The sequence below is a fragment of the Halomonas sp. JB37 genome, assembly GCF_002332255.1.
Lineage (GTDB): Bacteria > Pseudomonadota > Gammaproteobacteria > Pseudomonadales > Halomonadaceae > Vreelandella > Vreelandella casei.
On the sequence record NZ_NRGW01000001.1, the window covers coordinates 73,099 to 99,787 of the forward strand.

20 protein-coding genes and 3 rRNA genes are annotated in these 26,689 nt (G+C 54.7%); 13 read left to right on the forward strand and 10 right to left on the reverse strand.

Translation table 11 applies throughout. The annotated features are described in order from the left end of the window. Position 1: 1 nt before the first annotated feature. Positions 2-1,654 carry an NAD-dependent DNA ligase LigB gene (gene ligB / locus CIK78_RS00365; RefSeq protein ID WP_096282208.1) on the reverse strand — a complete coding sequence of 551 codons (1,653 nt, stop codon included), beginning with the start codon at positions 1,652-1,654 and terminating at the stop codon, positions 2-4. Positions 1,655-1,887: 233 nt separating this feature from the next. Then, entirely contained in the window at positions 1,888-3,108 is a 1,221-nt protein-coding gene (metK, locus tag CIK78_RS00370; RefSeq protein ID WP_096276150.1) for a methionine adenosyltransferase, read from the reverse strand. A 265-nt stretch (positions 3,109-3,373) separates the two neighbouring features. Here metK and tkt point away from each other — a divergent pair, with 265 nt between their 5' ends. The 6 genes from tkt (at position 3,374) to fba (ending at position 9,947) form a co-directional block, all read left to right on the forward strand. Next, a complete protein-coding gene (gene tkt / locus CIK78_RS00375) occupies positions 3,374-5,389 on the forward strand; it encodes a transketolase (RefSeq protein ID WP_096276152.1) in 2,016 nt (671 codons plus the stop codon). 3 nt (positions 5,390-5,392) lie between these two features. Next, on the forward strand, positions 5,393-5,746 hold the full coding sequence (locus CIK78_RS00380) for a CidA/LrgA family protein (protein WP_096276154.1): 354 nt from the start codon (positions 5,393-5,395) through the stop codon (positions 5,744-5,746). After that, positions 5,736-6,470 carry an LrgB family protein gene (locus CIK78_RS00385; RefSeq protein WP_096276156.1) on the forward strand — a complete coding sequence of 245 codons (735 nt, stop codon included), beginning with the start codon at positions 5,736-5,738 and terminating at the stop codon, positions 6,468-6,470. Before CIK78_RS00380 ends, CIK78_RS00385 begins: the two co-directional genes overlap by 11 nt. 80 nt (positions 6,471-6,550) lie before the next feature. Then, positions 6,551-7,588 (forward strand): glyceraldehyde 3-phosphate dehydrogenase NAD-binding domain-containing protein, encoded by a 1,038-nt coding sequence (locus CIK78_RS00390; protein WP_096276158.1) that lies wholly within the window; start codon positions 6,551-6,553, stop codon positions 7,586-7,588. A 25-nt stretch (positions 7,589-7,613) separates the two neighbouring features. Then, positions 7,614-8,783, forward strand: coding sequence for a phosphoglycerate kinase (locus tag CIK78_RS00395; protein WP_096276160.1), 1,170 nt, complete (start codon positions 7,614-7,616; stop codon positions 8,781-8,783). A 99-nt stretch (positions 8,784-8,882) separates the two neighbouring features. Continuing rightward, positions 8,883-9,947, forward strand: a complete 1,065-nt coding sequence (fba, locus tag CIK78_RS00400) for a class II fructose-bisphosphate aldolase (RefSeq protein ID WP_096276162.1) — start codon at positions 8,883-8,885, stop codon at positions 9,945-9,947. 68 nt (positions 9,948-10,015) lie between these two features. Here fba and CIK78_RS00405 read toward each other — a convergent pair. Then, a protein-coding gene (locus CIK78_RS00405; RefSeq protein ID WP_255249071.1) for an IS3 family transposase occupies positions 10,016-11,370 on the reverse strand; the annotation gives its coding sequence in 2 pieces (ribosomal slippage) (positions 10,016-10,888 and positions 10,891-11,370; 1,353 coding nt in all). A gap of 193 nt (positions 11,371-11,563) precedes the next feature. Between CIK78_RS00405 and CIK78_RS00410 the strand changes: the two genes are divergently transcribed. Further along, positions 11,564-11,914, forward strand: a complete 351-nt coding sequence (locus CIK78_RS00410; protein ID WP_096276164.1) for a hypothetical protein — start codon at positions 11,564-11,566, stop codon at positions 11,912-11,914. Positions 11,915-11,934: 20 nt separating this feature from the next. On the opposite strand, the gene CIK78_RS00415 is transcribed toward CIK78_RS00410, so the two are convergent. Further along, on the reverse strand, positions 11,935-12,306 hold the full coding sequence (locus CIK78_RS00415; RefSeq protein WP_096276166.1) for a hypothetical protein: 372 nt from the start codon (positions 12,304-12,306) through the stop codon (positions 11,935-11,937). A gap of 220 nt (positions 12,307-12,526) precedes the next feature. Between CIK78_RS00415 and CIK78_RS00420 the strand changes: the two genes are divergently transcribed. The 3 genes from CIK78_RS00420 to CIK78_RS00430 are packed head-to-tail and all read left to right on the forward strand — an operon-like array spanning position 12,527 to position 14,566. After that, complete coding sequence (locus tag CIK78_RS00420; protein ID WP_096276168.1) at positions 12,527-13,228, forward strand: HAD-IA family hydrolase; 702 nt, start codon at positions 12,527-12,529, stop codon at positions 13,226-13,228. Next, the gene (locus CIK78_RS00425; protein WP_096276170.1) at positions 13,228-13,602 is read left to right on the forward strand and encodes a translation initiation factor Sui1; all 375 of its coding nucleotides are present in this window, start codon (positions 13,228-13,230) and stop codon (positions 13,600-13,602) included. Before CIK78_RS00420 ends, CIK78_RS00425 begins: the two co-directional genes overlap by 1 nt. A gap of 55 nt (positions 13,603-13,657) precedes the next feature. Next, the gene (locus CIK78_RS00430; RefSeq protein ID WP_096276172.1) at positions 13,658-14,566 is read left to right on the forward strand and encodes a nuclease-related domain-containing protein; all 909 of its coding nucleotides are present in this window, start codon (positions 13,658-13,660) and stop codon (positions 14,564-14,566) included. An 11-nt stretch (positions 14,567-14,577) separates the two neighbouring features. Here the strand turns inward: CIK78_RS00430 and CIK78_RS00435 are convergent, their stop codons facing one another. The 5 genes from CIK78_RS00435 to tyrS form a co-directional block, all read right to left on the reverse strand. Continuing rightward, positions 14,578-15,909 (reverse strand): deoxyguanosinetriphosphate triphosphohydrolase, encoded by a 1,332-nt coding sequence (locus CIK78_RS00435; protein ID WP_096276174.1) that lies wholly within the window; start codon positions 15,907-15,909, stop codon positions 14,578-14,580. Positions 15,910-16,060: 151 nt separating this feature from the next. Beyond that, a 5S ribosomal RNA gene (gene rrf / locus CIK78_RS00440) occupies positions 16,061-16,176 on the reverse strand. 112 nt (positions 16,177-16,288) lie between these two features. Next, positions 16,289-19,186 (reverse strand): 23S ribosomal RNA (locus CIK78_RS00445). 245 nt (positions 19,187-19,431) lie between these two features. Continuing rightward, positions 19,432-20,964 (reverse strand): 16S ribosomal RNA (locus tag CIK78_RS00450). The 16S, 23S and 5S rRNA genes sit together here, the layout of an rRNA operon. A 497-nt stretch (positions 20,965-21,461) precedes the next feature. Continuing rightward, a complete protein-coding gene (gene tyrS, locus CIK78_RS00455) occupies positions 21,462-22,661 on the reverse strand; it encodes a tyrosine--tRNA ligase (RefSeq protein WP_096276176.1) in 1,200 nt (399 codons plus the stop codon). 129 nt (positions 22,662-22,790) lie between these two features. Between tyrS and CIK78_RS00460 the strand changes: the two genes are divergently transcribed. Beyond that, complete coding sequence (locus CIK78_RS00460; RefSeq protein WP_096276178.1) at positions 22,791-23,933, forward strand: anhydro-N-acetylmuramic acid kinase; 1,143 nt, start codon at positions 22,791-22,793, stop codon at positions 23,931-23,933. A gap of 47 nt (positions 23,934-23,980) precedes the next feature. On the opposite strand, the gene CIK78_RS00465 is transcribed toward CIK78_RS00460, so the two are convergent. Continuing rightward, positions 23,981-25,024, reverse strand: coding sequence for a type IV pilus twitching motility protein PilT (locus CIK78_RS00465; protein WP_096276180.1), 1,044 nt, complete (start codon positions 25,022-25,024; stop codon positions 23,981-23,983). Positions 25,025-25,056: 32 nt separating this feature from the next. On the opposite strand from CIK78_RS00465, the gene CIK78_RS00470 reads away from it, so the two are divergent. Next, positions 25,057-25,773: a YggS family pyridoxal phosphate-dependent enzyme gene (locus CIK78_RS00470; RefSeq protein ID WP_096276182.1), complete on the forward strand. Its 717-nt coding sequence runs from the start codon at positions 25,057-25,059 to the stop codon at positions 25,771-25,773. 75 nt (positions 25,774-25,848) lie between these two features. Next, positions 25,849-26,673 (forward strand): pyrroline-5-carboxylate reductase, encoded by an 825-nt coding sequence (proC, locus tag CIK78_RS00475; protein ID WP_096276184.1) that lies wholly within the window; start codon positions 25,849-25,851, stop codon positions 26,671-26,673. The last annotated feature ends 16 nt before the right edge of the window (positions 26,674-26,689 follow it).

A 26,689-nucleotide genomic window follows, 5' to 3' on the forward strand; every position in this document is an offset into this window, starting at 1 on the left:
GCTAAAAACCATCAACACCCGCTTGTTGAAGCCTTTGCGCCATGCGCTGCACCTCTGGGTGGCTAAAAAATGCCACTAACGCATCGGCGCGAACCGGGCCCACGCCGCTAATGGCCTGCCACTGCGCGTGCTGATAATCCGCCAAGGCAGGCCAGTCACCAATGCGCGCACTCCCGCCTGGCGGCATGCCAAGAGCGGCCAGCCAATCAGCATAAGGAGCCGAGCGGGCAGCCTCAAACTGATCAGTCAGCGCGCCTGCGCTGGTCTCACCGATGCCACTCACCTGTTCCAGCTCACCGGGCTCAACGCTCATCCAGCCCAGCAACTGCGTTACCACGTCGGCTTCCAGCAACGCTTGCCAGGTGCCCTCACTAACGCCTTGCATACCGAGCTGCTCACCGAGATAGGTAAGCCGTGCCAACAGCTGGGCATCGCAGCCAGCGGTTAATTCAAAACAGCTGAGTAGATGATAGCGCTGCGGCGATGGCGCACTCAGCGGTGCGCGCGTCTGGGTATGCCATACCACCTCCGTTAGCTGAGGGATGGTCAACCCTGCCAGCGTGACCGCCACTTGGTCGCCAGGGCGTACATCCATTGACGCCCAGCGCTCAAGCGATCCTAGCGAGACGCGGCTAATTCGCCGCCCCTCAAGCCGTACCGGGTTGAGCCACACCAGCGGCGTCACGCGCCCGGTGCGTCCAACGCGAAACTCAATGCCCCGCACCTGTGCCAGCGCCTGCTGTGCAGGGTATTTCCAGGCCAGCGCCCACCTCGGCGGTGATGACGACCAGCTGGACACGCCGGGGCGCTCCGCTTGTTTAATCACCACGCCGTCAGTGGCAAATGGCAGTGGGCCGTTGAACCAGGTGTCGCGCCAGTCGGCGGCGTCACGATGACTATCAAGCGCCTGGGTATAGTCAGCAGTATCAAAGCCCAAGCGAGTCAGTTGCGCTAAACCCTCGGACATGCTCGTTGGGCCATCGGGCCAATCCCACACAAACAGCCCAATACGCTCAAGCGTGGCATCGGTAGGCGATGACTGCGCCATCGCGCCTGCAACCGCGCCACGCGCGCCCGACGCCGGCGAGCTTGACTGAATGTGTTGCTCTAATCGCCAGTAAAGTTCGCCTTGAAGTATCGCCGACAGTGGTTCGGAAAGCGTATTAGGAATAGCAGGAAGCTGGCGCACGCGTGCCGTCCAGTCTTGGCCGCGCTCGCCGTCACCACGGCTAACGGCATCGACCAGCTCACCCTGGTCATAACGTAGTGTGATCGCCACGCCGTCAACTTTGGGCTGGATCCATAGGCCGTCGCGACGGCTGATAAAGCGCCTAACACCGTCTTCATCGGCTTTATGAAGCCCGCGTTGGGCCATCGGGTGCTCAAGCGTTCCGTCGCTAGACGTCAGCGGTGAAAGCGGATGATGCTCAAACTCATCACCTAAACAGCGCTGCCAGGTGGCAAGGCGCTCAACGGCTTGATCGTAAAGGGCGTCGTCGATCAGTGATACACCCTCATCATGGTAGGCGGTGTCCCAGCGCTGGACCTGCTCGGCTAATGCGTGGCTTTCGCTGGCTAAGCGCTCAGCCTGCCAGTGGGGGCACTCACTAGCCTGTGCGGAAAAAGTGACAAGCCCCATAAGGCCACTGAGCATCCAGATTGCGGTAGTGCCTGACACTGCTCCATTAAACGTTGCTCTATTAAACGTTGATCCATTAAACAATGCCCCATTAAACGTCGCGCCGTTAAACATTGCGGTCCCCTTACCCGTGCAAATAATGATCGGCAAACAGAACCAGCCTAGCGCAGGGCTTGGACATAACGCATAAAAAAAGCCCCCGGCCGAAGCCAAAGGGGCGATCTCTTACAAAGCGTGTAGCGAAACGCTTACAAATTAGCGGCCTGGCGCAGCGCATCGGCTTTATCGGTTTTTTCCCACGGAAAAGCCGTAAAGGTTTCCTTATGCTGCTCGCCTTTATCATCGCTCCAGGTGTAGCTGTGCTCGAACGGCGCCCGGCCAAAGTGACCATACGCGGCGGTGAGCTGATACATCGGGTGCAGCAGATCCAGCATTTTGGTAATCGCGTAAGGGCGAAGGTCAAAGTGCTCACGCACCAGCGCCACAATCTGCTTGTCTTCAATCTTGCCGGTACCAAAGGTGTCGATCGACACCGAGGTCGGCTCAGCCACACCAATCGCGTAGGAGACCTGAATCTCGCACTTATCAGCCAACCCTGCCGCCACGACGTTTTTCGCCACATAGCGGCCCGCATAGGCGGCGCTACGATCTACTTTCGAGGGATCTTTGCCTGAGAAAGCACCGCCACCATGACGCGCCATGCCGCCATAGGTATCCACAATGATCTTACGTCCGGTCAGCCCACAGTCACCGACCGGGCCGCCGATAACGAATTTGCCGGTTGGATTAATATGGTACTGGGTGTTGTCGTCTAACCAGTCAGCGGGAATAACGTGCTCAATAATCTCGCGCTTAACCATCTTGCGCAGATCTTCTTGCTCAATGTCTGGATCGTGCTGGGTAGAAAGCACGATAGCATCGACACCGCAGGGGCGGCCCTGGGCGTTATAGCGGATAGTGACCTGGCTTTTTGCATCAGGGCGCAGCCAAGGCAGCAGGCCATTTTTGCGCAGCTCGGCTTGGCGCTCGACTAAACGGTGAGAATAATGAATGGGTGCGGGCATGAACGAGTCGGTTTCATTGGTCGCATAGCCAAACATCAGCCCCTGGTCGCCTGCCCCTTGATCTTCTGGCTTGGTACGATCAACGCCCTGGGCAATCTCAACGCTCTGCTTGCCGATGAGGTTAATCACGCCACAGGTAGCGCCATCGAAGCCTACTTGTGAGGAGCTATAGCCGATGTCCGTGATCACATCACGCACCAGCATTTCCAGATCGACCCACGCGGACGTCGTGATTTCACCGGCAATAATCGCCACCCCGGTTTTTACCATCGTTTCACAGGCGACGCGCGCCTGTTTATCACGGGCGATGATGGCATCTAATACGGCATCAGAAATCTGGTCAGCAATCTTATCAGGATGACCTTCGGAGACCGATTCGGAGGTAAACAGGGAATATTCGCTCATCGCGCACTCGACCCTCTGTATGACGGCTGTAGCAAATCCACAGCATCAGCAGGAAATCATGGCAGGTGCCCCTGCCCGTATATAGAGGCGGCAGCATCACGTTCTCCACCACCTCGGGAGGCAGAGTCTACACGCTGTAGGCGGTGCTTCCCAGAACGCGTGCCCCAGAATTTACCGGCACATTTATCTCTGCATTTGCCGCCACATGGGAAGTCAGCGACAATAGCGCCTTCATAATTTCTGTTTTCAGGCGAGGAGCACTCCCATGCCGTCCCGTTTTGAGCTAGCCAATGCCATTCGCGCCCTTTCCATGGATGCTGTTCAGAAGGCCAAATCCGGCCATCCGGGCGCTCCTATGGGCATGGCTGATATTGCCGAGGTGCTATGGAATGACTACCTCAAGCACAACCCCGAAGACCCCAAGTGGGCCGATCGCGACCGGTTCGTGCTCTCCAATGGCCATGGCTCCATGCTGCTTTACTCGTTGCTGCACCTCAGCGGCTACGAGCTTAGCCTGGAACAGCTGCAAAATTTCCGTCAGTTGCATTCGCCCACGGCAGGGCACCCGGAGTTTGGCTATGCCCCAGGCATTGAAACCACCACGGGCCCTCTCGGCCAGGGTTTTGCTAACGCGGTAGGCTTTGCCATTGCTGAAAAAACATTGGCGGCGCAGTTCAATCGTCCCGGCCATGCCATTGTCGATCACCATACCTGGTGTTTCTTGGGCGATGGCTGCTTGATGGAAGGCATCTCCCACGAAGCAGCATCACTGGCGGGAACGCAGCAGTTGGGTAAGCTGATTGCGCTGTACGACGATAACGGCATCTCAATCGATGGCGAAGTGGAAGGCTGGTTTACCGACGATACCGCCAAGCGCTTTGAGGCTTATGGCTGGCACGTAGTGCCGAACGTCGATGGTCACCAGTCTGAGGAAGTTAAAGCGGCCATTGAACTGGCGAAGAGCCACGACGATAAGCCTAGCCTGATTATCTGCAAAACCATTATCGGTTTTGGCGCGCCTAACAAGCAGGGCAAAGAAGACGCCCACGGCTCACCGCTGGGTGACGATGAAGTCGCCCTGGCACGCACACAGCTGGGCTGGGAGCACGCGCCATTCCATATCCCTGAGCCGATCTATTCTGCCTGGGATGCTCGCGACGCTGGCAAAAAGGCGCAGCAGGCGTGGGAAGACCGCTTTGCTCGCTATACCGACGCTTTCCCAACGGAGGCGCGTGAGTTCAAGCGTCGCATGAAACGCCAACTGCCTCCTGAGCTTGCCACTGAAGCATTGATTGAGCAGGCCCAAGAGAAGGGAGAAAGCATCGCATCGCGCAAGGCATCCTTTGAAGCGCTGAATGTGATTGGCCCACAAATGCCGGAACTGTTGGGCGGCAGCGCTGACCTCGCACCGTCTAACCTAACGTTCTGGAAAGGTGCCAAGGCGATTACCCCTGAAGATGCCAGCGGCAACTACCTGCATTACGGCGTACGTGAGTTTGGCATGGGCGCGATCATGAACGGGATCGCGCTGCACGGAGGCTTAGTGCCTTACGGCGCGACCTTCCTGATCTTTATGGAGTACATGCGTAACTCCATTCGCATGGCATCGTTAATGGGCCAGCAGGTGATTTACGTGTTTACGCATGATTCCATCGGTCTAGGTGAGGATGGCCCGACGCACCAGCCGATTGAGCAGCTCACTAGCCTGCGCACGACGCCGAATCTAAACACCTGGCGCCCCTGCGATGCGGTCGAAACCGCCGCCTCTTGGGATGCGGCGATCAAACGCCACTCCGGCCCGACCGCGCTGGTACTCTCACGCCAGAACCTGCCGCACCAGCAGCGCACCCAAGCGCAGCTAGCGGCCATTCAAAACGGGGCTTATGTTCTTAAAGACCCGACTATTAAAGACAGCCAAGGCACGCCAAAAATGCCGGAGCTGATTCTGATTGCCACAGGTTCGGAAGTATCGCTCGCGATGGACGCCGCTGCCGAGCTTGAGCAGCAGGGTAAAGCCGTTCGCGTTGTGTCCATGCCCTCGGCGTACCGTTTCAATGGCCAAGACGCTGACTACCGTGAAAGCGTACTGCCCAAAGCGGTCACCAAGCGGATTGCGATCGAAGCGGCACATGCCGACTACTGGTACAAGTATGTGGGTCTGGAAGGTCGTGTGATTGGCATGACGACCTACGGCGAATCTGCACCCGCGGACGATCTGTTCAAACACTTCGGCTTCACGGTCGACAACATCGTCAAGCAAGCTCACGAACTACTCGGCTAAGCCATGCCGGCACTCAGTGGCTTTTTATGGCTGATTAGCTACTGGCTGATCGGTGAAGTGGTCATCTACTTCACCGGGCTGCCGGTCTCTTCAGGCGTGATCGGCATGCTGCTGCTGTGTGCTACGCTTGCGCTGTACGGTCGTGTACCTAGCAGTATTGCCGCGGCCGCACAGCCGCTCATCGCGCTGCTCGCTATGCTGATTATGCCCGGTGTCGTCGGTGTGTTTTTTATCATTGGCGAATTAGCCGGGCAGTGGACGGCTATCCTGATCGCCTTAGTGGCGGGCACACTGCTTAGTGTTGTCACCACCCTTTGGTTGCTTAAGCGACTGATCGGGCAATCTTATGACCGCTGACCTATCGCTATTAGAGCTGCTCACCGCCACGCCGCTATTTGCTGTAGGGCTAACGCTGGTTGCTTATTTGCTTGGTAACCGGCTATTTCAGCGCCTTAAGCGCCCTTCTTGGCTACCCGCTATCTTAATTGCGGCGCTGCTACTTGCCGGGGCGCTCGCGCTGATAGGGCTGCCTTATCCGATCTATCAACAGGGCGCGATATGGCTGACGGTATTGCTGGGGCCCGCGACGGTGGCGCTAGGTATGCCGCTTTATCAACAGCTGCCGCGGATTGTTGAACTCTGGCGGCCGCTGGCAATTTGTTTACCCATTGCCGCCACGCTAGCGGCTTTCTATGCGCTTGCTATTGCCTGGTTGCTGGGCAGCTCCGACACCATACTTGCCTCCATTGCGGCCAAGTCCGTGACGGCACCGATTGCTATCGGCATTACCGAACAGCTTGGCGGTAAGGTAGCGCTGCTAATGGGGGCACTGCTGATAACCGGTGTTATCACCATTCCATGCGTCAGCATTGCTGCACGTTTGCTGCATATCGACGATGAACGCTTGATCGGTTTCGCTCTTGGCCTGAATGGGCACGCCATTGGTACCGTCAGAGCATTCGAGATCAGCCCCGCGGCGGGGGCGTTCGCGTCACTAGGAATGAGCCTTACAGGCATTTTCACTGCCATACTCCTGCCGCTTGCGTGGCGACTGCTAGGCATGAGCAGCGGATACGCATAGCCGACTGAAATACGCTACTATCGCGGGGTTTGCTACCCCACTTTTGATCATCGATTTACTTTTAAGAGCCGCCTTTGTGTATGGCTAATTCCGCCTCTACGTATCGCATCGCTATTAACGGTTACGGACGCATTGGCCAATGCGTGCTGCGGGCCCTCGTCGAGCGGCAACCTCCGGGCATTGAGATCGTTGCTATCAACGAACTCTCTGATCTCGCTACGATTACGTATCTGACGCGCTACGACACAACACATGGCCGTTTTCCAGGTGAGGTCGATAACGATGGCCAGGATCTCATCGTTAACGGCCAGCGCATCCAGATACTGTGCGAACAAGATCCGCGCAATTTACCCTGGAAAGCACTCGATGTAGACCTAGTGTTGGAGTGTTCGGGAAGCTTTAAAGACCGCGCCTCGGCCGAACTGCATTTAGCCGCGGGCGCCAAGCGGCTGCTGTTTTCTCAGCCCGCAGAGAATGACGTTGATGCCACCATTGTGTGGGGCATTAATGAAGATCAGATGACGCTGTCCCAGCGCATTCTTTCCGCTGCATCGTGCACGACCAACTGTCTGGTGCCGCTTTTAACCGTTTTAGATGAAGCGCTAGGGCTTGAGCACGGCGTGACGACGACGATCCATTCGGCGATGAACGATCAGCCGGTGATTGATGCCTACCATCAAACGGATCTGCGCCTCACTCGCTCGGCGATGCAGTCGATTGTTCCCGTCGACACCGGCTTGGCGCTCGGTATTAGCCGCCTAATGCCTCACCTAGCGGGCCGCTTTGAGTGCTTACACGTCCGCGTGCCGACGATTAACGTCTCTGCGATGGACGTGGCCCTCACGGTTCGTAGCGATACTCACCGTGATGCGGTGAATGCGCTGCTCCTGACCGCCAGCCAACAGCGTTTGAAAGGCGTTCTTGGCTACACAGAAGCCCCCATGGCGTCGATTGATTTTAATCACGATCCACGCTCAGGCATTCTGGATGCTACCCAAACGCGAGTCGCTGGCAAACGCCTCATCAAACTGCTGTGCTGGTTCGACAACGAGTGGGGGTTCGCGAATCGTATGCTCGATATTAGTCATCGACTGGCCAGACTTTCGACAGAAACGTAAATCTGAACACGAGGAAACCGCTCACATGAATGTGAAGAAAATGACTGACCTTCCCTTGGAAGGACAACGCGTGCTGATCCGTGAAGATTTGAATGTGCCCATTAAACACGGTCGCGTCTCAAGTGACGCCCGCCTGCGCGCAGCGCTGCCCACCATTCAGGCAGCAGTGGACGCTGGCGCAAAAGTTATGCTGATGAGCCATTTAGGACGCCCCACTGAAGGCGAACCTGCCGATGAGTTTTCTCTTGCCCCCGTTGCTGAGCATCTGAGCGGCCTATTGGGTCGCCCGGTGCCCCTAGTGACCGCGTATCTCGGCGAAACGCTGGCACTTGAAAATGGTGATGTCGTGTTGCTTGAGAACGTGCGCTTCAACAGCGGCGAGAAGAAAGATGACGAGCAACTGGCGAAGCAGTACGCCGCGCTGTGCGATATCTTTGTTATGGATGCTTTCGGTACGGCCCATCGGGCACAGGCATCGACCCACGGCGTCGCCCGCTTTGCACCAAGCGCCTGCGCTGGGCCGCTGCTGGCCAAAGAGCTCGACGCGTTACAAAAAGCGTTGGCGAATCCGGCTCGCCCTATGGCCGCAATTGTCGGCGGTTCAAAAGTATCAACAAAGCTAGATGTGCTCACGACGTTAGCTGATAAATGCGATCAACTGATTGTTGGGGGAGGAATCGCCAATACCTTTATTGCCGCGGCGGGCTACAATGTCGGTAAATCACTCTATGAAGCCGACCTGATCGATCAGGCTAAGGCGTTGATGGAAAAGGTCTCGATCCCGCTACCTACCGATGTCGTTGTGGCCACCGAGTTTTCTGAATCAGCGCAGGCGGTTGTCAAACCCGTCGATCAAGTAGCCGACAATGAAATGATTTTAGATATCGGCCCTGAGACGGCGGCTCACTTAGCCACCATGCTTAAAGATGCTGGCACCATTTTATGGAACGGGCCGGTCGGTGTGTTTGAAATAGATCAATTTGGTAACGGCACTCAGGTTATTGCCCAGGCCATTGCCGATAGCGCGGCTTTCTCTATTGCCGGTGGTGGTGATACGTTAGCGGCCATTGATAAATACGCCATTGCGGATCGCGTTTCCTATATTTCTACCGGTGGCGGTGCCTTTCTTGAATATGTTGAAGGCAAACAGCTACCGGCCGTGGCAGCCCTCGAAGCGGCTGCCAAACGCGGCTAATTTGTTGTAAAAAAACGCATTAGACAACGTGAATCCGTGTGCTTGCAGCACGGGTTCACATAACCAGTTCTTCACAACGTCTACAGATAAGGTGATTTCATGGCTCTGATCAGCATGCGCCAGATGCTCGACCACGCTGCCGAATACGGCTACGGTATTCCGGCTTTTAACGTCAATAACCTTGAGCAGATGCGCGCCATTATGGAAGCCGCCGATGCCACCGACTCGCCGGTCATCGTGCAAGCATCTGCGGGTGCGCGTAAATACGCAGGTGCGCCGTTTCTGCGTCATTTGATTTTAGCCGCGGTTGAGGAGTTTCCTCATATTCCGGTGGTCATGCACCAGGATCACGGCACCAGCCCTTCCGTCTGCCAGCGCTCTATTCAGCTCGGTTTCTCCTCGGTGATGATGGATGGCTCGTTGGGCGAAGACGGCAAAACGCCGACTGACTACGAATATAATGTTGACGTTACCCGTCGTACGGTAGAAATGGCACATGCCTGTGGCGTCTCCGTTGAAGGTGAGCTGGGCTGCTTGGGTAGCCTGGAAACCGGTATGGCCGGTGAAGAAGACGGCATTGGCGCTGAAGGCAAGCTGGATATGGAGCAGATGCTCACAGACCCTGAGGAAGCCGCCGATTTTGTTAAAGCCACGCAGGTCGATGCACTGGCCATCGCCATTGGCACCAGCCACGGCGCTTACAAATTTACCAAGCCACCCACGGGCGATACGCTTTCAATCCAGCGCATCAAAGAAATTCACGCGCGTATTCCAGATACCCACCTAGTGATGCATGGCTCGTCTTCTGTGCCGCAAGAATGGCTGGAAATCATTAACCAGTACGGCGGCCAGATCCCCGAAACTTACGGCGTACCGGTCGAAGAAATTATCGAAGGGATTAAACACGGCGTTCGTAAGGTCAATATCGACACTGACCTACGCCTAGCCTCTACCGGCGCAGTGCGTCGTTTTATGGCTGAGAACCCCGCTGAATTCGATCCGCGTAAGTTCTTGAAGGAAACCGTCACGGCGATGCGCGACCTATGTATCGCCCGCTACGAAGCGTTCGGTACCGCCGGCAATGCCAGCAAAATCAAGCCGATTAACTTAGAAGAGATGTTCCTGCGCTATGAGCGCGGCGAACTGGCGCCTAAGATCAAATGATCGCCTAACTAAGCCTGTTAAAAAAGACGACCCATATGAACTGACCCCAAAAACTTGGACAGTTAAAACTAAGCGGCCAAGGCCTGATTTCGGTACTGCACCGGACTCAGGCCTTTTAATTTGGTCTTAATACGCTCGTGGTTATAGTAATGGATATAGTGTCGGATGCCCGCCTGTAACTGCTCAATATTGTCGAACCGATTCAGGTAAAAATATTCAGACTTCAGCGTCCCAAAGAAGCTCTCCATCGCGGCATTATCCAGGCAATTCCCTTTGCGTGACATGCTCTGAATCACGCCATGCTCGCTGAGCTTACGCCGGTAAGCGGGCATCTGATATTGCCAGCCTTGATCAGAATGCAGTAGCGGAGCGTCTTGGTCGGCCAGCTTGGCGAAAGCTTTCTTGAGCATCCCTCCTACCAGCGAGAACTGCGGCCTTTTCTGCATTGTATAGGACACGATTTCTCCATTGTAGAGATCCATCACAGGCGACAAGTACAGCTTTTCGCCTCGGACATTGAACTCCGTGACGTCGGTTACCCACCGTTGGTTGGGGCGTTCAGCCTGAAACTGACGAGCAAGAAGATTGGGAACACTCGCCTGTTGTCCACGATAGGAGCGGTATTTCTTCGGGCGTACCAGCGACTTCAATCCCAGGTGCTGCATTAGGCGTTGGACCGTCTTGTGGTTGACCTGGTCTCCCGCTTGGCGCAACGCTGCTGTAATTCGTCGATAGCCATAGCGCCCTTTGTGACGCTCGTAGAGGGTGTGAATGCGACACTTCAGACCAGCATGTCGATCCTCCAGCTGAACTCTTGCCTGATAATAGAATGTGCTACGCGACAGTTCTGCTACTTTTAGCAGCACCGCCAAAGGGTGGCCTTGCTTCAGCTCAAGGACTACCTGCGCTTTTTCGGCGCGGCTTGTTCTTTGGCCTGACGCAAGGCCTTCAACTTTTTTAGGTAGGCCACCTCTGCACGCAAGTATTCGTTCTCTTGGAGCAGTTGCTTCAGCGAACTATTTTCAGTCACTGGAAGTGGGGGTTTGGAAGGCTCTGCTGTGGGCATCTTTGTCGGGCGACCTCGGGCTTTAGGCTCCAACGCTTGGAAGCCTCCTTCATGATACTGCCTTTCCCATTCCCGTATGACACCCGCTCCACCTCGAATATCAAGCAGGGTAACTGCTTGTCGGGCAGAGAGATCCTCTTGCCTCATGCGTTGCAATACAGATAATTTGAACTCAGCGCTGTAACGGCTGAACTTCTTCTGCAAGCCGCTCAGGCCATGCAGTTCATAGCTTTTGACCCAACGTCTGACGGTTGCATGGTCAAGACCGTAGTGTCTGGCCAGCCTCTTGTAACCCTGTTGCCCTTCTGTGTAGCTTTTCACTACTAATAGCTTGAACGCTTCATTGTATTTCGCCATGAAAAACACCCCAATCGTTGGATGGGTGTCCAACTTTTGGGGTGCAGTTCACATAGGTCGTCTTTTTTGTACCGCTCTCTTTTCATAACCCAGGTTATAGTCCGCAAAACGCATATTGCAATGCAGCATTGATGCGCTGACACTGTGTATTAGGCCACGAGGTTTCGCGGCCCAACACAGAGGCAAGCCGCTTATGAAACACTCATCCACCCTGTCATTGGTCCCCACCACGCCAGTGGCGATGTTCGATATATGGAAAGTCGGCCTGATGGCGTGCGAGCTATGGTCTACCTCTCTGTCCACCATCACTATGCGTAACCACTTATGGCAAACGCAGCCGTTCTTCAGCCCTAAAATGATGCAAGAGAATCAACGCATGGTTACCGAAAAACTCGAGGCCAGCATGGAAGCTGGCCTCGTCATGCAAAAAGCACTGTTTAATTCAATGAATGGTCAGCTCGCCCCATGGTGGGTCACTAGCAAGCGTACAATGAAGCCTTATTACCAGCGTAGTAGCGCTAACTCCCGCCGGCTTGCCCAGTAGCATTACTTTAGGCACTGACGCTACTCGTTGTCGTCAGTGCCATCATCGTTGTCATTGTTTTCTTCTTCACTGCTGTGGATTGCATCATTTGGACTGCCGGTGCCTCCGGTGCCAGCGCCAGGGCTTTCTTCTTCCCCCGTTGAAGGCGCAAGCTCTACGTCATCCTCGCCTGCGCGAGTTTGATCACTCGCCTCACCAGCGTCGTTAGACGAAAGCTCTCCATCGCGCTTTACCGATCCTGCCTTTATGCCGTACTCCTCCTCCAGAGCTTTATCATTTAGTGGCGCGTGCTGCTCGTTTTCTGGTGCGTGATTATCGGCAAAAACATAGCCCGTCGTCGCGAGTAAAGCAGCGCTAAACGTAAAGAGAAGAACCCAGGCAGTTAATCGCATAGCGCGATCTCCATTGGTGATGACAGGGGATATTGCATACTATATCGTCAACGCAGTCGTCGTAAAATTGAGCATGGCTATTTTAAGCTGGCTCAAGAGCAATACGCTGGCAAGCAAAAAATAACAAAACAGTGTTCACAAAAGGCAAAAAATCCCGTTCAATAGAGGGTGATTGGCTTAACTAACACTGGCAGCGCTTGAGCCGCTGCAAGGAAATGCAATGCCGCTCCCACTTTTGCTGTTTGACTGTGATGGCACGCTCGTTGACAGCGAACCCATTCTCGCGGAAGAAATGGCCTTAGGCCTCAATGCAGTAGGGCTGCCTTTTGCTGCCACTGACTACCTTGGCGAATTTCGCGGCGCGCGCTTTCGACGGATTGTTGCCGAACTGCAAAAACGACACGGCGACGTCGATCCAGGCAAGCTCGACAGCATGGAAACTCACATGCGGGCTAACTTAGCCACGCGACTTTCCCAGGAACTAACGACGATACCCGGTGCCCACGAAGCACTGGATATATTGGCTGGCTACCCCAGCGCCGTGGTATCCAACGGCCCAGAAAGTAAAATTCACACCGCGTTAAGTGTTACGGGCCTTGGCGACTATTTTGGGAACCGTTTATTCAGTGGCTATACCGCCAATTGCTGGAAGCCTGAACCCTGTTTACATCTACATGCAGCGAGTATCATGGGCTACTTGGCACGTGACTGTATTGCCATTGATGACGCACTAGTGGGTGTTCACGCGGCCCAGCAAGCCGGAATGACGGTCATCCATTTAAATCGTTTTCCCGATGCCGAGACAACGCCTGAAAACGCTATTATGATCAGCAATATGTATCAGTTACCTGCAGTAGTGGAGAGACTCACTCGTGAATATTGGCAAATCCCTGTGCCTCAACACTCGGCTGGGGGGCGGTAATGGCGTCTTTGCGTGATCAGTTAGGTGGGCTGGTGTATTCCACCGAGCACGGTAAAACCTGCCCGACCTGTAGAGAAGCACTTGATGCATGTAATTGCGATAATGCAAGTGAGCTGGAGCGGCTAGCGGCTCTCGATGGCGTGGTTCGTATTCGACGTGAAACCAGCGGCCGCAAAGGCAAAGGCGTGACTACCGTTAGCGGCATTCCTTTGCCAAGCGACGATCTCAAACGTTTGGCAAAAACGCTTAAACAGCGGTGTGGAACGGGTGGCGCGGTTAAAGAGGGTATTATCGAAATCCAAGGCGATCATCGAGACACCCTACATCAGGCGCTGAGCGCTCTCGGATACCAGGTCAAATTCGCTGGAGGTTAACACCTCTATAATACGATGACTTATCGCTAGGTAAGTCGCAGAGCAAGGCACTGCAATGGCTTGGTTGGAATATTTGCTACCGCTAATTTTTTTATTCCCGATGGCGGCAATGGGCAGCATCGTGTTGGCGCTACGTAGCTTACATGACGCCCGTGTTCACTCTCCTTTCAATGCGCCCCTTCATGAACCAGGCCAAGCATTGCGCTACCGCCTTGACCAAGCGTTTTCTAGCCTATTTTTAAACGGTGCGCTAGGGCCCATCATCAGCCTGGCGCCACTCGTTTACGGCATGGGGCGCATGCTATTTGTCGAACGACAAGACTGGGTTGAATGGGCACTGTATGGCCTGCTAAGCACATTACTCGTTCTAATATTTTCATTGCTATTAGTACGTGACTACCAGCGCATACGGCGATTAAAGCTTGGCTTGGCTTGCGAGCTTGCCGTTGGGCAAGAGCTTGCGAGACTCGTTCGCCCCGACGCACACCCCTACTACGTTTTTCACGATGTGCCCACCGATAGCTTTACCATCGATCACGTCGTAGTGACGCCTCACGGCATTTTTGTGGTCGAAACACGCGCTAGAACGCTGGCTATTGGCACCGATGGCCATGAGCTCGATACAGTGGCCGTAGAACGAGAGCGTTTGCGCTTTCCTCACTGGCAGGAGCGTAGGCCGCTACATAAAACACGCCAGGGCGTGTGCTGGCTCTCTCACTGGTTAGAGCGACGCTGTGGCGTCCCTGTTGCGGTGCGCGGCGTGCTGGTACTGCCTGGCTGGAAAATAGATAACAGCGATGCGGCTACCGATATTCTGGTGGTGAGCGGTGATACCCTCGCCAAGCAGCTGACCGAGCTAAACACCGGCCCGCTCAATGATGTCATACATGATAAGGTCATCAACGTTTTGCTTGAGCGCGCCAGACTGTTGGAATTAAAGCACCTCAGTCAGCCATCGGTGTAGAGGAAAGATGGTTAGTCGCCGCGTAAGCGACCGCCCATCTCCTGAGCTAAGTCCACCGCGTAGTGGTCGGTCATCCCGCCGATAAAGTCCAGCATCCGTCGATAGCTATCATAGAGCGGCCAAGACGGCAGCGGAGTATTTTCACCAATAAGAGCCAGCACACGCTGATGCTTAAACGATGAATGCCCCGTATGGTGCAGCTCGTGAGCCGCCCCAATAAATGCCTCGAGAAGGATCCCTAGCGTTGTATAAGCGCCAATTTCTAATTTTGCCTTACGCTCGTTTTGGAAAATACGCTCGCGGGCTAACTGCTTGGCGGCCTGTACACCCCAGCCTAAATCCGGGTGGCACAGCTCTAATAGATCATTGCTAAGCGTACCGTTCAGCAAAGCCTGCTCATGCTGAACGAATACCGCACCCACATCATTGACGGCACGCTCCATGGCGGCGCCACGTAGTAATGCGATGCGGCGCCGCTGGGATACGTTGCGGTCTTGCATGTCGGTATATTCGGGTGGAAACTCTCCGGCAATCTGGCGCAGAATCTCGACGACTTCTTCGTAACGCAGAATGCCCATTTCTAAACCATCTTCAAGGTCCAGCAGCGCATAGCAGATATCATCAGCAGCCTCAACGAGCCAAGCGAGTGGATGACGGCACCACCGCTGCTCACCCCGGGGCAGCAACCCTACCGCTTCAGCGACCTCTTTGAGCAGTGCCTGCTCCGATTGATAAGCGCCGAACTTACCTGCCCGCCCACTATAGCGGACAGTCCACGGATATTTAAGCAGGGTTCCAAGCGTGGCCGACGTGAGCCGCATACCTCCATTGAACTGATTATATTCAATTTGAGTAATAACGCGAAAGCCTTGAGCATTGCCTTCGTAAGTCAGCAGATCTTCTCGTTCAGCATCGGATAGGCCCTCAAGCAGACCACTGCTCTGGGCACGCTGAAACCAATCGCGGATAGCATACTCACCGGCGTGTCCAAACGGCGGGTTGCCAATATCGTGGCCAAGGCATGCCGTTTGCACTATCACACCCAGGTCTGCCGGGGTAATCCATTCGGGCAGCTGATCACGCAGCAGCTCACCTACGATCATTCCCAGTGAGCGACCGACGCAGCCCACTTCTAACGAGTGAGTCAAGCGGGTATGAATATGATCGTTTTCTGTCAGCGGATGGACCTGGGTCTTGCGTCCAAGGCGTCTAAAAGAACCAGAGAAAACAATTCGGTCGTGATCTTTATGAAAAGGGCTACGGCCTATTTCTCGAGTGCTTTCTGAGCGTTGGTCGTGAAGACGACGTGGGGAAAGTAGCTGTTCCCAGCGCATCTGTGTCATAAGCATTCCTCCTGAAGGAGTGCATTCTGCCATAAAAATAGCCACGGGCAGACGCGCGACTCAACATTAAGATGCTTTAACCCTTATTGGTTAAAGATGATGCAAAAAAAATCCCCCGGGGCATGTGCCCTGGGGGATTTTTCGTATAAGTGCCTGACGATGACCTACTCTCGCATGGGGAGACCCCACACTACCATCGGCGCTAAGCGGTTTCACTTCTGAGTTCGGCAAGGGATCAGGTGGTTCACGCGTGCTATGGTCGTCAGGCGTAACTGGCTGTATATCATGCTGATGTGATCGTTTTTTCTTGCGCGTATCCGGCTTTTTGATGCGTTAACATCTTAACGTTATCACTGCGACCAAACCCCTTGGGTGTTATAGGGTCAAGCCTCACGGGCCATTAGTACACGTTAGCTCAACGCCTTGCAGCGCTTCCACACCGTGCCTATCAACCAGCTGGTCTCGCTGGGCCCTTCAGGAGGCTCTAGGCCTCAGGGATGTCTCATCTTGAAGGGGGCTTCCCGCTTAGATGCTTTCAGCGGTTATCCCGTCCGACCATAGCTACCCGGCAATGCCACTGGCGTGACAACCGGAACACCAGAGGGTCGTCCACTCCGGTCCTCTCGTACTAGGAGCAGCCCTTCTCAAACATCCAACGCCCACGGCAGATAGGGACCGAACTGTCTCACGACGTTCTAAACCCAGCTCGCGTACCACTTTAAATGGCGAACAGCCATACCCTTGGGACCGACTTCAGCCCCAGGATGTGATGAGCCGACATCGAGGTGCCAAACACCGCCGTCGATGTGAACTCTTGGGCGGTATCAGCCTGTTATCCCCGGAGTACCTTTTATCCGTTGAGCGATGGCCCTTCCATACAGAACCACCGGATCACTAGAACCTGCTTTCGCACCTGCTCGACGTGTCTGTCTCGCAGTCAAGCACCCTTATGCTCTTGCACTCAATGCACGATGTCCGACCGTGCTGAGGGTACCTTCGTGCTCCTCCGTTACTCTTTAGGAGGAGACCGCCCCAGTCAAACTACCCACCACACACTGTCCTCGATCCGGATAACGGACCTGAGTGAGAACGCCAATGATGCCAGGCTGGTATTTCAAGGTTGGCTCCCTTCGAACTGGCGTCCAAAGTTCAAAGCCTCCCAGCTATCCTACACAGGCAACATCAGCGTCCAGTGTGAAGCTATAGTAAAGGTTCACGGGGTCTTTCCGTCTAGCCGCGGGTACACCGCATCTTCACGGCGATTTCAATTTCACTGAGTCTCGGGTGGAGACAGCGTGGCCATCATTACGCCATTCGTGCAGGTCGGAACTTACCCGACAAGGAATTTCGCTACCTTAGGACCGTTATAGTTACGGCCGCCGTTTACCGGGGCTTCAATCAAGAGCTTCGCCTTGCGGCTAACACCATCATTTAACCTTCCGGCACCGGGCAGGCGTCACACCCTATACGTCCTCTTACGAGTTAGCAGAGTGCTGTGTTTTTAATAAACAGTTGCAGCCACCTGGTATCTTCGACCGGTTCGGGCTAGGAGAGCAAGTCTCTTCACCCTACGCCGGCGTGCCTTCTCCCGAAGTTACGGCACCATTTTGCCTAGTTCCTTCACCCGAGTTCTCTCAAGCGCCTTGGGATTCTCTCCCTGACCACCTGTGTCGGTTTGGGGTACGGTCGCACATGATCTGAAGCTTAGAGGCTTTTCCTGGAAGCGTGGCATCAGTGACTTCCTGACCGTAGTCAGTTCATCTCGTGTCTCGGCTTTAAGATCCCGGATTTTCCTAAGATCTCGGCCTACTCACTTTCACCAGGACAACCAACGCCTGGCTCACCTAGCCTTCTTCGTCCCCCCATCGCAACCATGTCCGGTACGGGAATATTAGCCCGTTTTCCATCGACTACGCCTTTCGGCCTCGCCTTAGGGGCCGACTCACTCTGCTCTGATTAGCATCGAACAGAAAACCTTGGTCTTCCGGCGAGGGAGTTTTTCACTCCCTTTATCGTTACTCATGTCAGCATTCGCACTCGTGATACCTCCAGCAGACTTCTCAATCCACCTTCATTGGCTTACACGACGCTCCTCTACCGCGCATCATTATCGAAATAATGACGCACCCGTAGCTTCGGTACCTGGTTTAGCCCCGTTACATCTTCCGCGCAGGCCGACTCGACTAGTGAGCTATTACGCTTTCTTTAAAGGATGGCTGCTTCTAAGCCAACCTCCTAGCTGTCTAAGCCTTCCCACATCGTTTCCCACTTAACCAGGATTTCGGGACCTTAGCTGACGGTCTGGGTTGTTTCCCTTTTCACGACGGACGTTAGCACCCGCCGTGTGTCTCCCACGCTGTACTCACCGGTATTCGGAGTTTGCCTCGGGTTGGTAAGTCGGGATGACCCCCTAGCCGAAACAGTGCTCTACCCCCGGCGGTAATACGTGAGGCGCTACCTAAATAGCTTTCGAGGAGAACCAGCTATCTCCGAGCTTGATTAGCCTTTCACTCCGATCCACAAGTCATCCAAATCTTTTTCAACAGATCCTGGTTCGGGCCTCCAGTTGATGTTACTCAACCTTCACCCTGCTCATGGATAGATCGCTCGGTTTCGGGTCTATATCCAGCGACTGTGTCGCCCAGTTAAGACTCGGTTTCCCTACGGCTCCCCTATACGGTTAACCTCGCCACTGAATATAAGTCGCTGACCCATTATACAAAAGGTACGCAGTCACAGAACAAGTCTGCTCCTACTGCTTGTACGCACACGGTTTCAGGATCTATTTCACTCCCCTATCCGGGGTTCTTTTCGCCTTTCCCTCACGGTACTGGTTCACTATCGGTCAGTCAGGAGTATTTAGCCTTGGAGGATGGTCCCCCCGTCTTCAGTCAAGGTTTCTCGTGCCCCGACCTACTCGATTTCACATGATCAGATTTTCGACTACAGGGCTATCACCTGCTACGGCCAGACTTCCCAATCTGTTCGCCTAATCAGTCACATGCTTAAGGGCTGGTCCCCGTTCGCTCGCCGCTACTAGGGGAATCTCGGTTGATTTCTTTTCCTCAGGGTACTTAGATGTTTCAGTTCCCCTGGTTCGCCTCTTACACCTATGTATTCAGTGTAAGATACTGACCTTATGGTCAGTGGGTTTCCCCATTCAGAGATGTCCGGGTCACAGGTTGTTGCCACCTCACCGAACCTTATCGCAGGCTACCACGTCTTTCATCGCCTCTGACTGCCTAGGCATCCACCGTGTGCGCTTCATTGCTTGACCCTATAACCCGAAGGAGTCTGGTGTCTCGCAATGATAACGTTCATTTGCCGGATACGTATAAAACGTATCACAATTTAAGAACTCACCTTGCGGTGTGTTCTTGTCAGCATGATATACATTGTTAAAGAGCGACTGCTATAAGCAGTGATAAGACAACGCCGGAGGCGGCTGGCTTATCACTGCTCATCAACAGCATTTTGATCAGGTAATTCATTGTGGACGCTTACTAACTGTGACGCATCGTTTAAGGAGGTGATCCAGCCGCAGGTTCCCCTACGGCTACCTTGTTACGACTTCACCCCAGTCATGAACCACACCGTGGTGATCGCCCTCTTGCGTTAGGCTAACCACTTCTGGTGCAGTCCACTCCCATGGTGTGACGGGCGGTGTGTACAAGGCCCGGGAACGTATTCACCGTGACATTCTGATTCACGATTACTAGCGATTCCGACTTCACGGAGTCGAGTTGCAGACTCCGATCCGGACTGAGACCGGCTTTAAGGGATTCGCTGACTCTCGCGAGCTCGCAGCCCTTTGTACCGGCCATTGTAGCACGTGTGTAGCCCTACCCGTAAGGGCCATGATGACTTGACGTCGTCCCCACCTTCCTCCGGTTTGTCACCGGCAGTCTCCTTAGAGTTCCCGACATTACTCGCTGGCAAATAAGGACAAGGGTTGCGCTCGTTACGGGACTTAACCCAACATTTCACAACACGAGCTGACGACAGCCATGCAGCACCTGTCTTATAGTTCCCGAAGGCACAATCGCATCTCTGCAATCTTCTATAGATGTCAAGGGTAGGTAAGGTTCTTCGCGTTGCATCGAATTAAACCACATGCTCCACCGCTTGTGCGGGCCCCCGTCAATTCATTTGAGTTTTAACCTTGCGGCCGTACTCCCCAGGCGGTCGACTTATCGCGTTAACTTCGCCACAAAGTGCTCTAGGCACCCAACGGCTGGTCGACATCGTTTACGGCGTGGACTACCAGGGTATCTAATCCTGTTTGCTACCCACGCTTTCGCACCTCAGTGTCAGTATCAGTCCAGAAGGCCGCCTTCGCCACTGGTATTCCTCCCGATCTCTACGCATTTCACCGCTACACCGGGAATTCTACCTTCCTCTCCTGTACTCTAGCCTCACAGTTCCGGATGCCGTTCCCAGGTTGAGCCCGGGGCTTTCACAACCGGCTTATAAAGCCACCTACGCGCGCTTTACGCCCAGTAATTCCGATTAACGCTTGCACCCTCCGTATTACCGCGGCTGCTGGCACGGAGTTAGCCGGTGCTTCTTCTGCGAGTGATGTCTTTCCTAATGGGTATTAACCACTAGGCGTTCTTCCTCGCTGAAAGTGCTTTACAACCCTAAGGCCTTCTTCACACACGCGGCATGGCTGGATCAGGGTTGCCCCCATTGTCCAATATTCCCCACTGCTGCCTCCCGTAGGAGTTCGGGCCGTGTCTCAGTCCCGATGTGGCTGATCATCCTCTCAGACCAGCTACGGATCGTTGCCTTGGTGAGCCATTACCTCACCAACTAGCTAATCCGACATAGGCTCATCCAATAGCGGGAGCCGAAGCCCCCTTTCTCCCGTAGGACGTATGCGGTATTAGCCTGGGTTTCCCCAGGTTATCCCCCACTATCGGGCAGATTCCTATGCATTACTCACCCGTCCGCCGCTCGTCAGCATCTAGCAAGCTAGATCTGTTACCGCTCGACTTGCATGTGTTAGGCCTGCCGCCAGCGTTCAATCTGAGCCATGATCAAACTCTTCAGTTTACAATCATTGTGATCCTTACTCGTGTCTTCCGAGGAAAACACAAAAGCGAATCAAACTTGGCTCAAGGTTCAAACGAATTCATTCAAAACGGATTAAAAAGGCAATGCCTTTAAAACCTTATTGCTTGAGTCGCTTGCCTTGATATTTGGTGATTTGTCACCAACATCAGCAAGCGCCCACATGAATTACCTGATCAAATTGTTAAAGAGCGTTTCGCTGTGGCTATCGTGTTGTGATAGCGGGCCAACCGTTGAACTGTTTGGCCTCAGCGAGGAAGGCGTATTCTACGCACTTCCGAGTGTTTGTCAATCGGCAATTTCTGGGGCCGATTCGGGAAACATTTTTCGATGACCTGAAAACGCTAACCTGCTGACAAACCGAAGGTTTTCACCTTCATCCACCGCTGGTAACGCTAGGCGTCCCCGGCAGCGGATGCGTACTTTACGGACTCGCTAACGCCTTGGCAAGGGCTCTGGTGAAAATAAGCACAAAAAGTTCACACAAGCGTCACACGGGCGTAACGCTTCTTGCCCGCCTGAATCACATAGCTGCTTCCCGTGGCCAGCATTGCGTCTTTAGCAACGACGTTGCCATCTACTTTAACGCGTCCGTTACCCAGCATATCTTTAGCCTGGGCGCTGTTATTGGCCAGCCCTGCTCTGTTTAGGATCGCGCCTATTGGTGCATGCTCATTGCCTTCAAAATCCACCGTCACTTCTGGCAGATCGTCTGGCAGCTCACCATCCGCCAACTGATTACCCGCTGATTTGTGAGCATTGGCCGCAGCTTCCTCACCGTGATAGCGGGCAATTAACTCACGCGCCAGCTCCATTTTCACATCACGGGGGTTGGCGCCCTGCTCAACGGCGTCTTTCAGCGCCTGAATTTCTTGGTTAGATTTTAACGAAAGAAGTTCAAAGTAGCGCCAGATCAAACTATCTGGCATGGAAACCAGCTTATTGAACATAGAACCAGGCGCTTCATCGACACCAATGTAGTTGCCCAGCGACTTCGACATCTTCTGCACGCCGTCTAAACCCTCAAGCAGCGGCATGGTGATGACCACCTGAGGCTCCTGGCCGAAATGCTTTTGTATCTCACGACCCATCAGCAGGTTAAACTTCTGATCGGTACCGCCAAGCTCAATATCGGCCTCAAGCGCCACTGAGTCATAGCCCTGTACCAACGGGTAAAGGAACTCGTGAATAGCAATCGGCTGATTGGCCTTGTAGCGCTTCTCAAAGTCATCACGCTCAAGCATGCGCGCAACGGTGCTCTGAGCGGCAAGCTCAATCATTTTGGCGGCGCTCAGCTCGCCAAACCACTCGGCGTTAAAGCGCACCTCCGTTTTTTCGGGATCAAGGATTTTAAACACCTGCGCCTTATACGTTTCAGCGTTGGCTTTAACGTCCTCTTCGGTAAGCGGCTTACGGGTAACGTTCTTCCCAGTGGGATCACCGATACGCCCGGTGAAGTCACCAATCAGAAAGATGACCGTATGTCCTAAGTCCTGAAACTGGCGCATTTTGGTCAGCAGAACGCTGTGCCCCAAGTGCAGGTCAGGGGCCGTGGGATCAAAACCCGCTTTAATACGCAATTTGCGGCCTGAGGCTAACTTCTGTTTTAACTCGTCCTCTACCAGGATTTCTTGCGTACCGCGCGACAGCAGCGCTAAAGCCTGATCCACCTCACTCATTGCCTCTCTCCACTATAAAAAAACCGCCCTTGCCGGGCTCAGGTGATAAATAGCCGACGATGTTACCATGCTCGCTCGCCTTGGTTGAGCCTTGGCTGAGACTTCGCCCTGCTTTGCACGAGTTAGCTTATGAAAACGCCTACTGCTTCGTCGCCGCTTTATTATATTGGCCTGATGTCCGGCACCAGCCTGGACGGGATTGATGCCGCACTGATCGCTATCGAAGGCGATTCACCACCACACTTAGTGGCAACGCATGCAGAACCCATGCCTGACGCGCTGCATCATCTGCTGCTCTCGCTTTGTCATGCCAAGCAGGTCAGCTTTGCACAGCTTGCAGCCGCTGAGCATGCGTTCTGCCAGTCACAGGCCCAAGCCGTTCAACGTTTGTTGGCGCCACTCTCGATAAGCCATGCGCAGATCAGTGCTATTGGCAGCCACGGCCAAACCATTGAGCATGCGCCTCTAGGTCACAACGGCGGCCCGGCGTACACCCTCCAGATGGATAATCCGAGCCTGCTGGCTGAACTTACCGGCTGCACCGTTGTTGCTGACTTTCGGCGCCGCGACTTAGCCGCCGGTGGCCAGGCTGCCCCGCTAGCCCCCGCCTTCCATCAGGCTCTATTTGGCAGAGCCAGCGCACATCAGCTGGTGCTTAACCTAGGCGGCTTTGCCAATCTAACGTGGCTATCCAGCCAGCCGACAGACCCGGTGATTGGCTTTGATACCGGCCCTGCCAACGCATTGCTGGACGGCTGGTTTGCGCGGCACCAAGGCGGGCGCTTTGATCAGGACGGCTCCTGGGCCGCAAGTGGAACAATAGATAACGCGCTGTTGGTTCGGCTGCTCTCAGAACCCTTTTTCCAGCAGCCGCCGCCGCGCAGCACGGGGCGCGAGCTATTTCATATGGCGTGGTTAGAAAAACATCTCAGCGGCCAGGAAGCCGCCGAAGATGTACAGGCGACATTGGCCGAGCTCACTGCGGTTAGCGTTGCCCAGGGCATTACCCACTTAAAAATCCATGACGGCCCGCTCACGCTTATCACCGCTGGCGGCGGCGCTCATAACACTTACTTGATGCAGCGTCTTGCCTATCATCTACCGGGGGCAACGTTCACATCGCCCGCAGCACACGGCTGGCCTGAGGATTGGATCGAAGCAGGCGCCTTTGCTTGGCTGGCTCACCAGCGGTTACACCATTTGCCGGGCAACTTACCATCGGTCACCGGTGCAGCAGGCCCACGGGTACTCGGCGGCATTTACGCAGGCTGATTCCCGCCACACGTAAACACCGTGACGAAAGTGCGCGCACTGTTGCGCTATGACACCTGCAGAGCGTGCGCTCCTTTGGCCTGCAATTGCGCCTCTTCTGCGCTCACTAAGCCTTTTTTTACTAGCTGAGCGAGCGCAAAGTCTAGCGTTTGCATACCCAGACTTCCGCCGGTTTGAATAGCCGAATAGATTTGCGCCGTTTTGTCTTCCCGAATTAAGTTGCGCACTGCCGACGTGGCGACGAGCACTTCGTGAGCCGCTACGCGCCCGCCGCCCTGACGCTTAAGCAACGTTTGCGACACTACTGCTTGGAGCGATTCAGAAAGCATCGAACGCACCATGGTTTTTTCGTCGCCAGGAAAAACATCGATAATGCGGTCAACGGCTTTAGCCGCCGAGGTGGTATGCAGCGTACCCAGCACCAGATGCCCCGTTTCTGCCGCGGTCAGCGCTAAGCGAATAGTCTCTAAATCGCGCAACTCACCGACCAGGATCACATCTGGGTCCTCGCGTAGCGCGCTGCGCAGCGCATCTGCAAAACTATGCGCATCGCGGTGCACTTCGCGCTGATTAACCAAACAGCGCTTGCTTGAATGCTCAAATTCAACCGGATCTTCAATGGTCAGGATGTGCCCATATCGATGGTCATTAATGTGATCAATCATCGCCGCAAGCGTCGTACTTTTACCCGACCCGGTCGGCCCGGTGACTAATACCAGCCCGCGCGGCAGCATGGCTAAGCGCTCAAACATCTCACCCAGCCCCAGAGCCTGCATAGAAAGCACCTGGCTTGGGATAATACGAAACACGGCTCCCGCGCCGCGGGCTTGAGTGAACGCATTAACGCGAAAGCGTGCGATGCCCGGCATTTCAAACGAAAAATCAGTTTCCAGCCTTTCAGCGTAGTCGCGCCGCTGGCGATCATTCATGATGTCGTCAATCAACTTGCGCACACCGTTATTATCGATAGCGGGCACATTGAGCCGACGAATGTCGCCATCAACACGTATCATGGGCGGCAAACCTGCCGAAAGATGCACGTCAGAGGCATTCTGCTTTGCCGAGAATGCTAGCAGTTCGGTAATATCCATCTCTCCTCCCAGCTGCGGTAAGGTGCTTGAGTATGTCAGACATCGCGCTTAACGAGTCGCTCGCCCATTCATATGAACAAGCGTGTGAACGCCTGCGCCAAGCGCTAGAGGACGCAGAGCGGGCTCCGAACGCTGCAGCGCTATTGGCCGTCACCAAAACGAAACCGGCAGCGATGATTCGTCAGGCCTGGCAGCTTGGCCAGCGTGAATTTGGTGAAAACTACCTGCAAGAAGCCCTAGAAAAACAGGCCGAGCTGGCGGACCTTGAAGGCCTTGTATGGCATTTTATTGGGCCACTGCAATCCAACAAAACCCGCGCCGTCGCCGAGCATTTTGACTGGGTGCACAGCGTCGACCGATTAAAAATTGCCCAGCGCCTTAACGAACAGCGCCCGGCGCACCTTGCACCCCTCAATATTTGCCTACAGGTTAATATTAGCCACGAAGATAGCAAAGCGGGTGTACTGCCGGAAGAACTGGAAGCGCTAGCACGCGACGTTGCCACGCTGCCAAACCTGCGCCTGCGCGGTTTAATGGCGATTCCTGCCCCGGCGGAAACGCTAGCCGCCCAGCGCCAGCCATTGGCCGCGCTGCGTGAGGCGTTAACGGCTCTACAGAGCCAACTTCCCGAGACGCCCCTTGATACGCTTTCGATGGGCATGAGCGACGATTTAGAAGCGGCAGTACTGGAGGGCGCTACGCTGGTGCGTTTAGGCACCTCCATTTTTGGCGCCCGCCAGAGGGCTTAGGCGAACCACAACTATCCGGCTGCCTGCTGCAGCCCACTCTTTCACTGAGCCAACGTTTATTAAAGGACACCTAGAATGGCGAGTAAGATTACCTTTATTGGAGCCGGCAATATGGCGAGTGCCATTATCGGCGGACTAATCGACAGCGGCGCGGCGCCCTCTACCATCACCGCCACTGCACCTCATGAAAAAGAGCTGGCAACGCTGGCAAAGCGTCTGGGCATACACACAACGACAGATAACAATGCGGCAGTCGCCGATGCAGACGTCGTGGTATTAGCGGTAAAGCCTCAAATTATGCGCAGCGTATGCGAAAATTTGCGCGACAGCGTTCAGCGTCAGCAACCGCTCGTTATCTCGATTGCAGCCGGCCTTGATGCAGGCACTATCGACCGCTGGCTAGGCGATCACAATGCCATGGTACGCTGCATGCCAAATACGCCATCGCTGGTGGGCTACGGCGCCAGCGGTCTTTATGCCAATGCCAAGGTAAGCGACGCGCAGCGCGACGTGGCTACTCAGCTTATGGAAGCGGTAGGCATTGTGGAATGGGTTGAAGAAGAAGTGCTGCTGGATGCCGTCACCGCCGTTTCGGGCAGTGCACCGGCCTACTTCTTTTTGATGTTCGAGGCCATGGAAGAGGCGGCGGTTAAGCTCGGCCTACCCGCCGCCACCGCGCGCCGGCTCGCTATTCAAACAGCGCTGGGTGCCGCCACCATGGCACAGCAGAGTGACAAAGACCCGGCGACGTTGAAGAAAAATGTCATGTCGCCCGGTGGCACCACCGAGCGTGCCATTGCGCACATGGAAATGGCACAATTGCGCACCACCATTGCCGATGCTATGCAGGCCTGTGCCGATCGTGCTCAGGCTATGGCCAAAGAACTTAACGGCGACTAAAGAACCGCTCAGCAAC

What these genes read in the sequence shown, in the direction of transcription:
- ligB (WP_096282208.1), bottom strand. Translation starts at nt 1,654, where the DNA reads ATGCTCAGTGGCCTTATGGGGCTTGTCACTTTTTCCGCACAGGCTAGT.
- metK (WP_096276150.1), bottom strand. Translation starts at nt 3,108, where the DNA reads ATGAGCGAATATTCCCTGTTTACCTCCGAATCGGTCTCCGAAGGTCAT.
- tkt (WP_096276152.1), top strand. Translation starts at nt 3,374, where the DNA reads ATGCCGTCCCGTTTTGAGCTAGCCAATGCCATTCGCGCCCTTTCCATG.
- CIK78_RS00380 (WP_096276154.1), top strand. Translation starts at nt 5,393, where the DNA reads ATGCCGGCACTCAGTGGCTTTTTATGGCTGATTAGCTACTGGCTGATC.
- CIK78_RS00385 (WP_096276156.1), top strand. Translation starts at nt 5,736, where the DNA reads ATGACCGCTGACCTATCGCTATTAGAGCTGCTCACCGCCACGCCGCTA.
- CIK78_RS00390 (WP_096276158.1), top strand. Translation starts at nt 6,551, where the DNA reads ATGGCTAATTCCGCCTCTACGTATCGCATCGCTATTAACGGTTACGGA.
- CIK78_RS00395 (WP_096276160.1), top strand. Translation starts at nt 7,614, where the DNA reads ATGAATGTGAAGAAAATGACTGACCTTCCCTTGGAAGGACAACGCGTG.
- fba (WP_096276162.1), top strand. Translation starts at nt 8,883, where the DNA reads ATGGCTCTGATCAGCATGCGCCAGATGCTCGACCACGCTGCCGAATAC.
- CIK78_RS00410 (WP_096276164.1), top strand. Translation starts at nt 11,564, where the DNA reads ATGAAACACTCATCCACCCTGTCATTGGTCCCCACCACGCCAGTGGCG.
- CIK78_RS00415 (WP_096276166.1), bottom strand. Translation starts at nt 12,306, where the DNA reads ATGCGATTAACTGCCTGGGTTCTTCTCTTTACGTTTAGCGCTGCTTTA.
- CIK78_RS00420 (WP_096276168.1), top strand. Translation starts at nt 12,527, where the DNA reads ATGCCGCTCCCACTTTTGCTGTTTGACTGTGATGGCACGCTCGTTGAC.
- CIK78_RS00425 (WP_096276170.1), top strand. Translation starts at nt 13,228, where the DNA reads ATGGCGTCTTTGCGTGATCAGTTAGGTGGGCTGGTGTATTCCACCGAG.
- CIK78_RS00430 (WP_096276172.1), top strand. Translation starts at nt 13,658, where the DNA reads ATGGCTTGGTTGGAATATTTGCTACCGCTAATTTTTTTATTCCCGATG.
- CIK78_RS00435 (WP_096276174.1), bottom strand. Translation starts at nt 15,909, where the DNA reads ATGACACAGATGCGCTGGGAACAGCTACTTTCCCCACGTCGTCTTCAC.
- tyrS (WP_096276176.1), bottom strand. Translation starts at nt 22,661, where the DNA reads ATGAGTGAGGTGGATCAGGCTTTAGCGCTGCTGTCGCGCGGTACGCAA.
- CIK78_RS00460 (WP_096276178.1), top strand. Translation starts at nt 22,791, where the DNA reads ATGAAAACGCCTACTGCTTCGTCGCCGCTTTATTATATTGGCCTGATG.
- CIK78_RS00465 (WP_096276180.1), bottom strand. Translation starts at nt 25,024, where the DNA reads ATGGATATTACCGAACTGCTAGCATTCTCGGCAAAGCAGAATGCCTCT.
- CIK78_RS00470 (WP_096276182.1), top strand. Translation starts at nt 25,057, where the DNA reads ATGTCAGACATCGCGCTTAACGAGTCGCTCGCCCATTCATATGAACAA.
- proC (WP_096276184.1), top strand. Translation starts at nt 25,849, where the DNA reads ATGGCGAGTAAGATTACCTTTATTGGAGCCGGCAATATGGCGAGTGCC.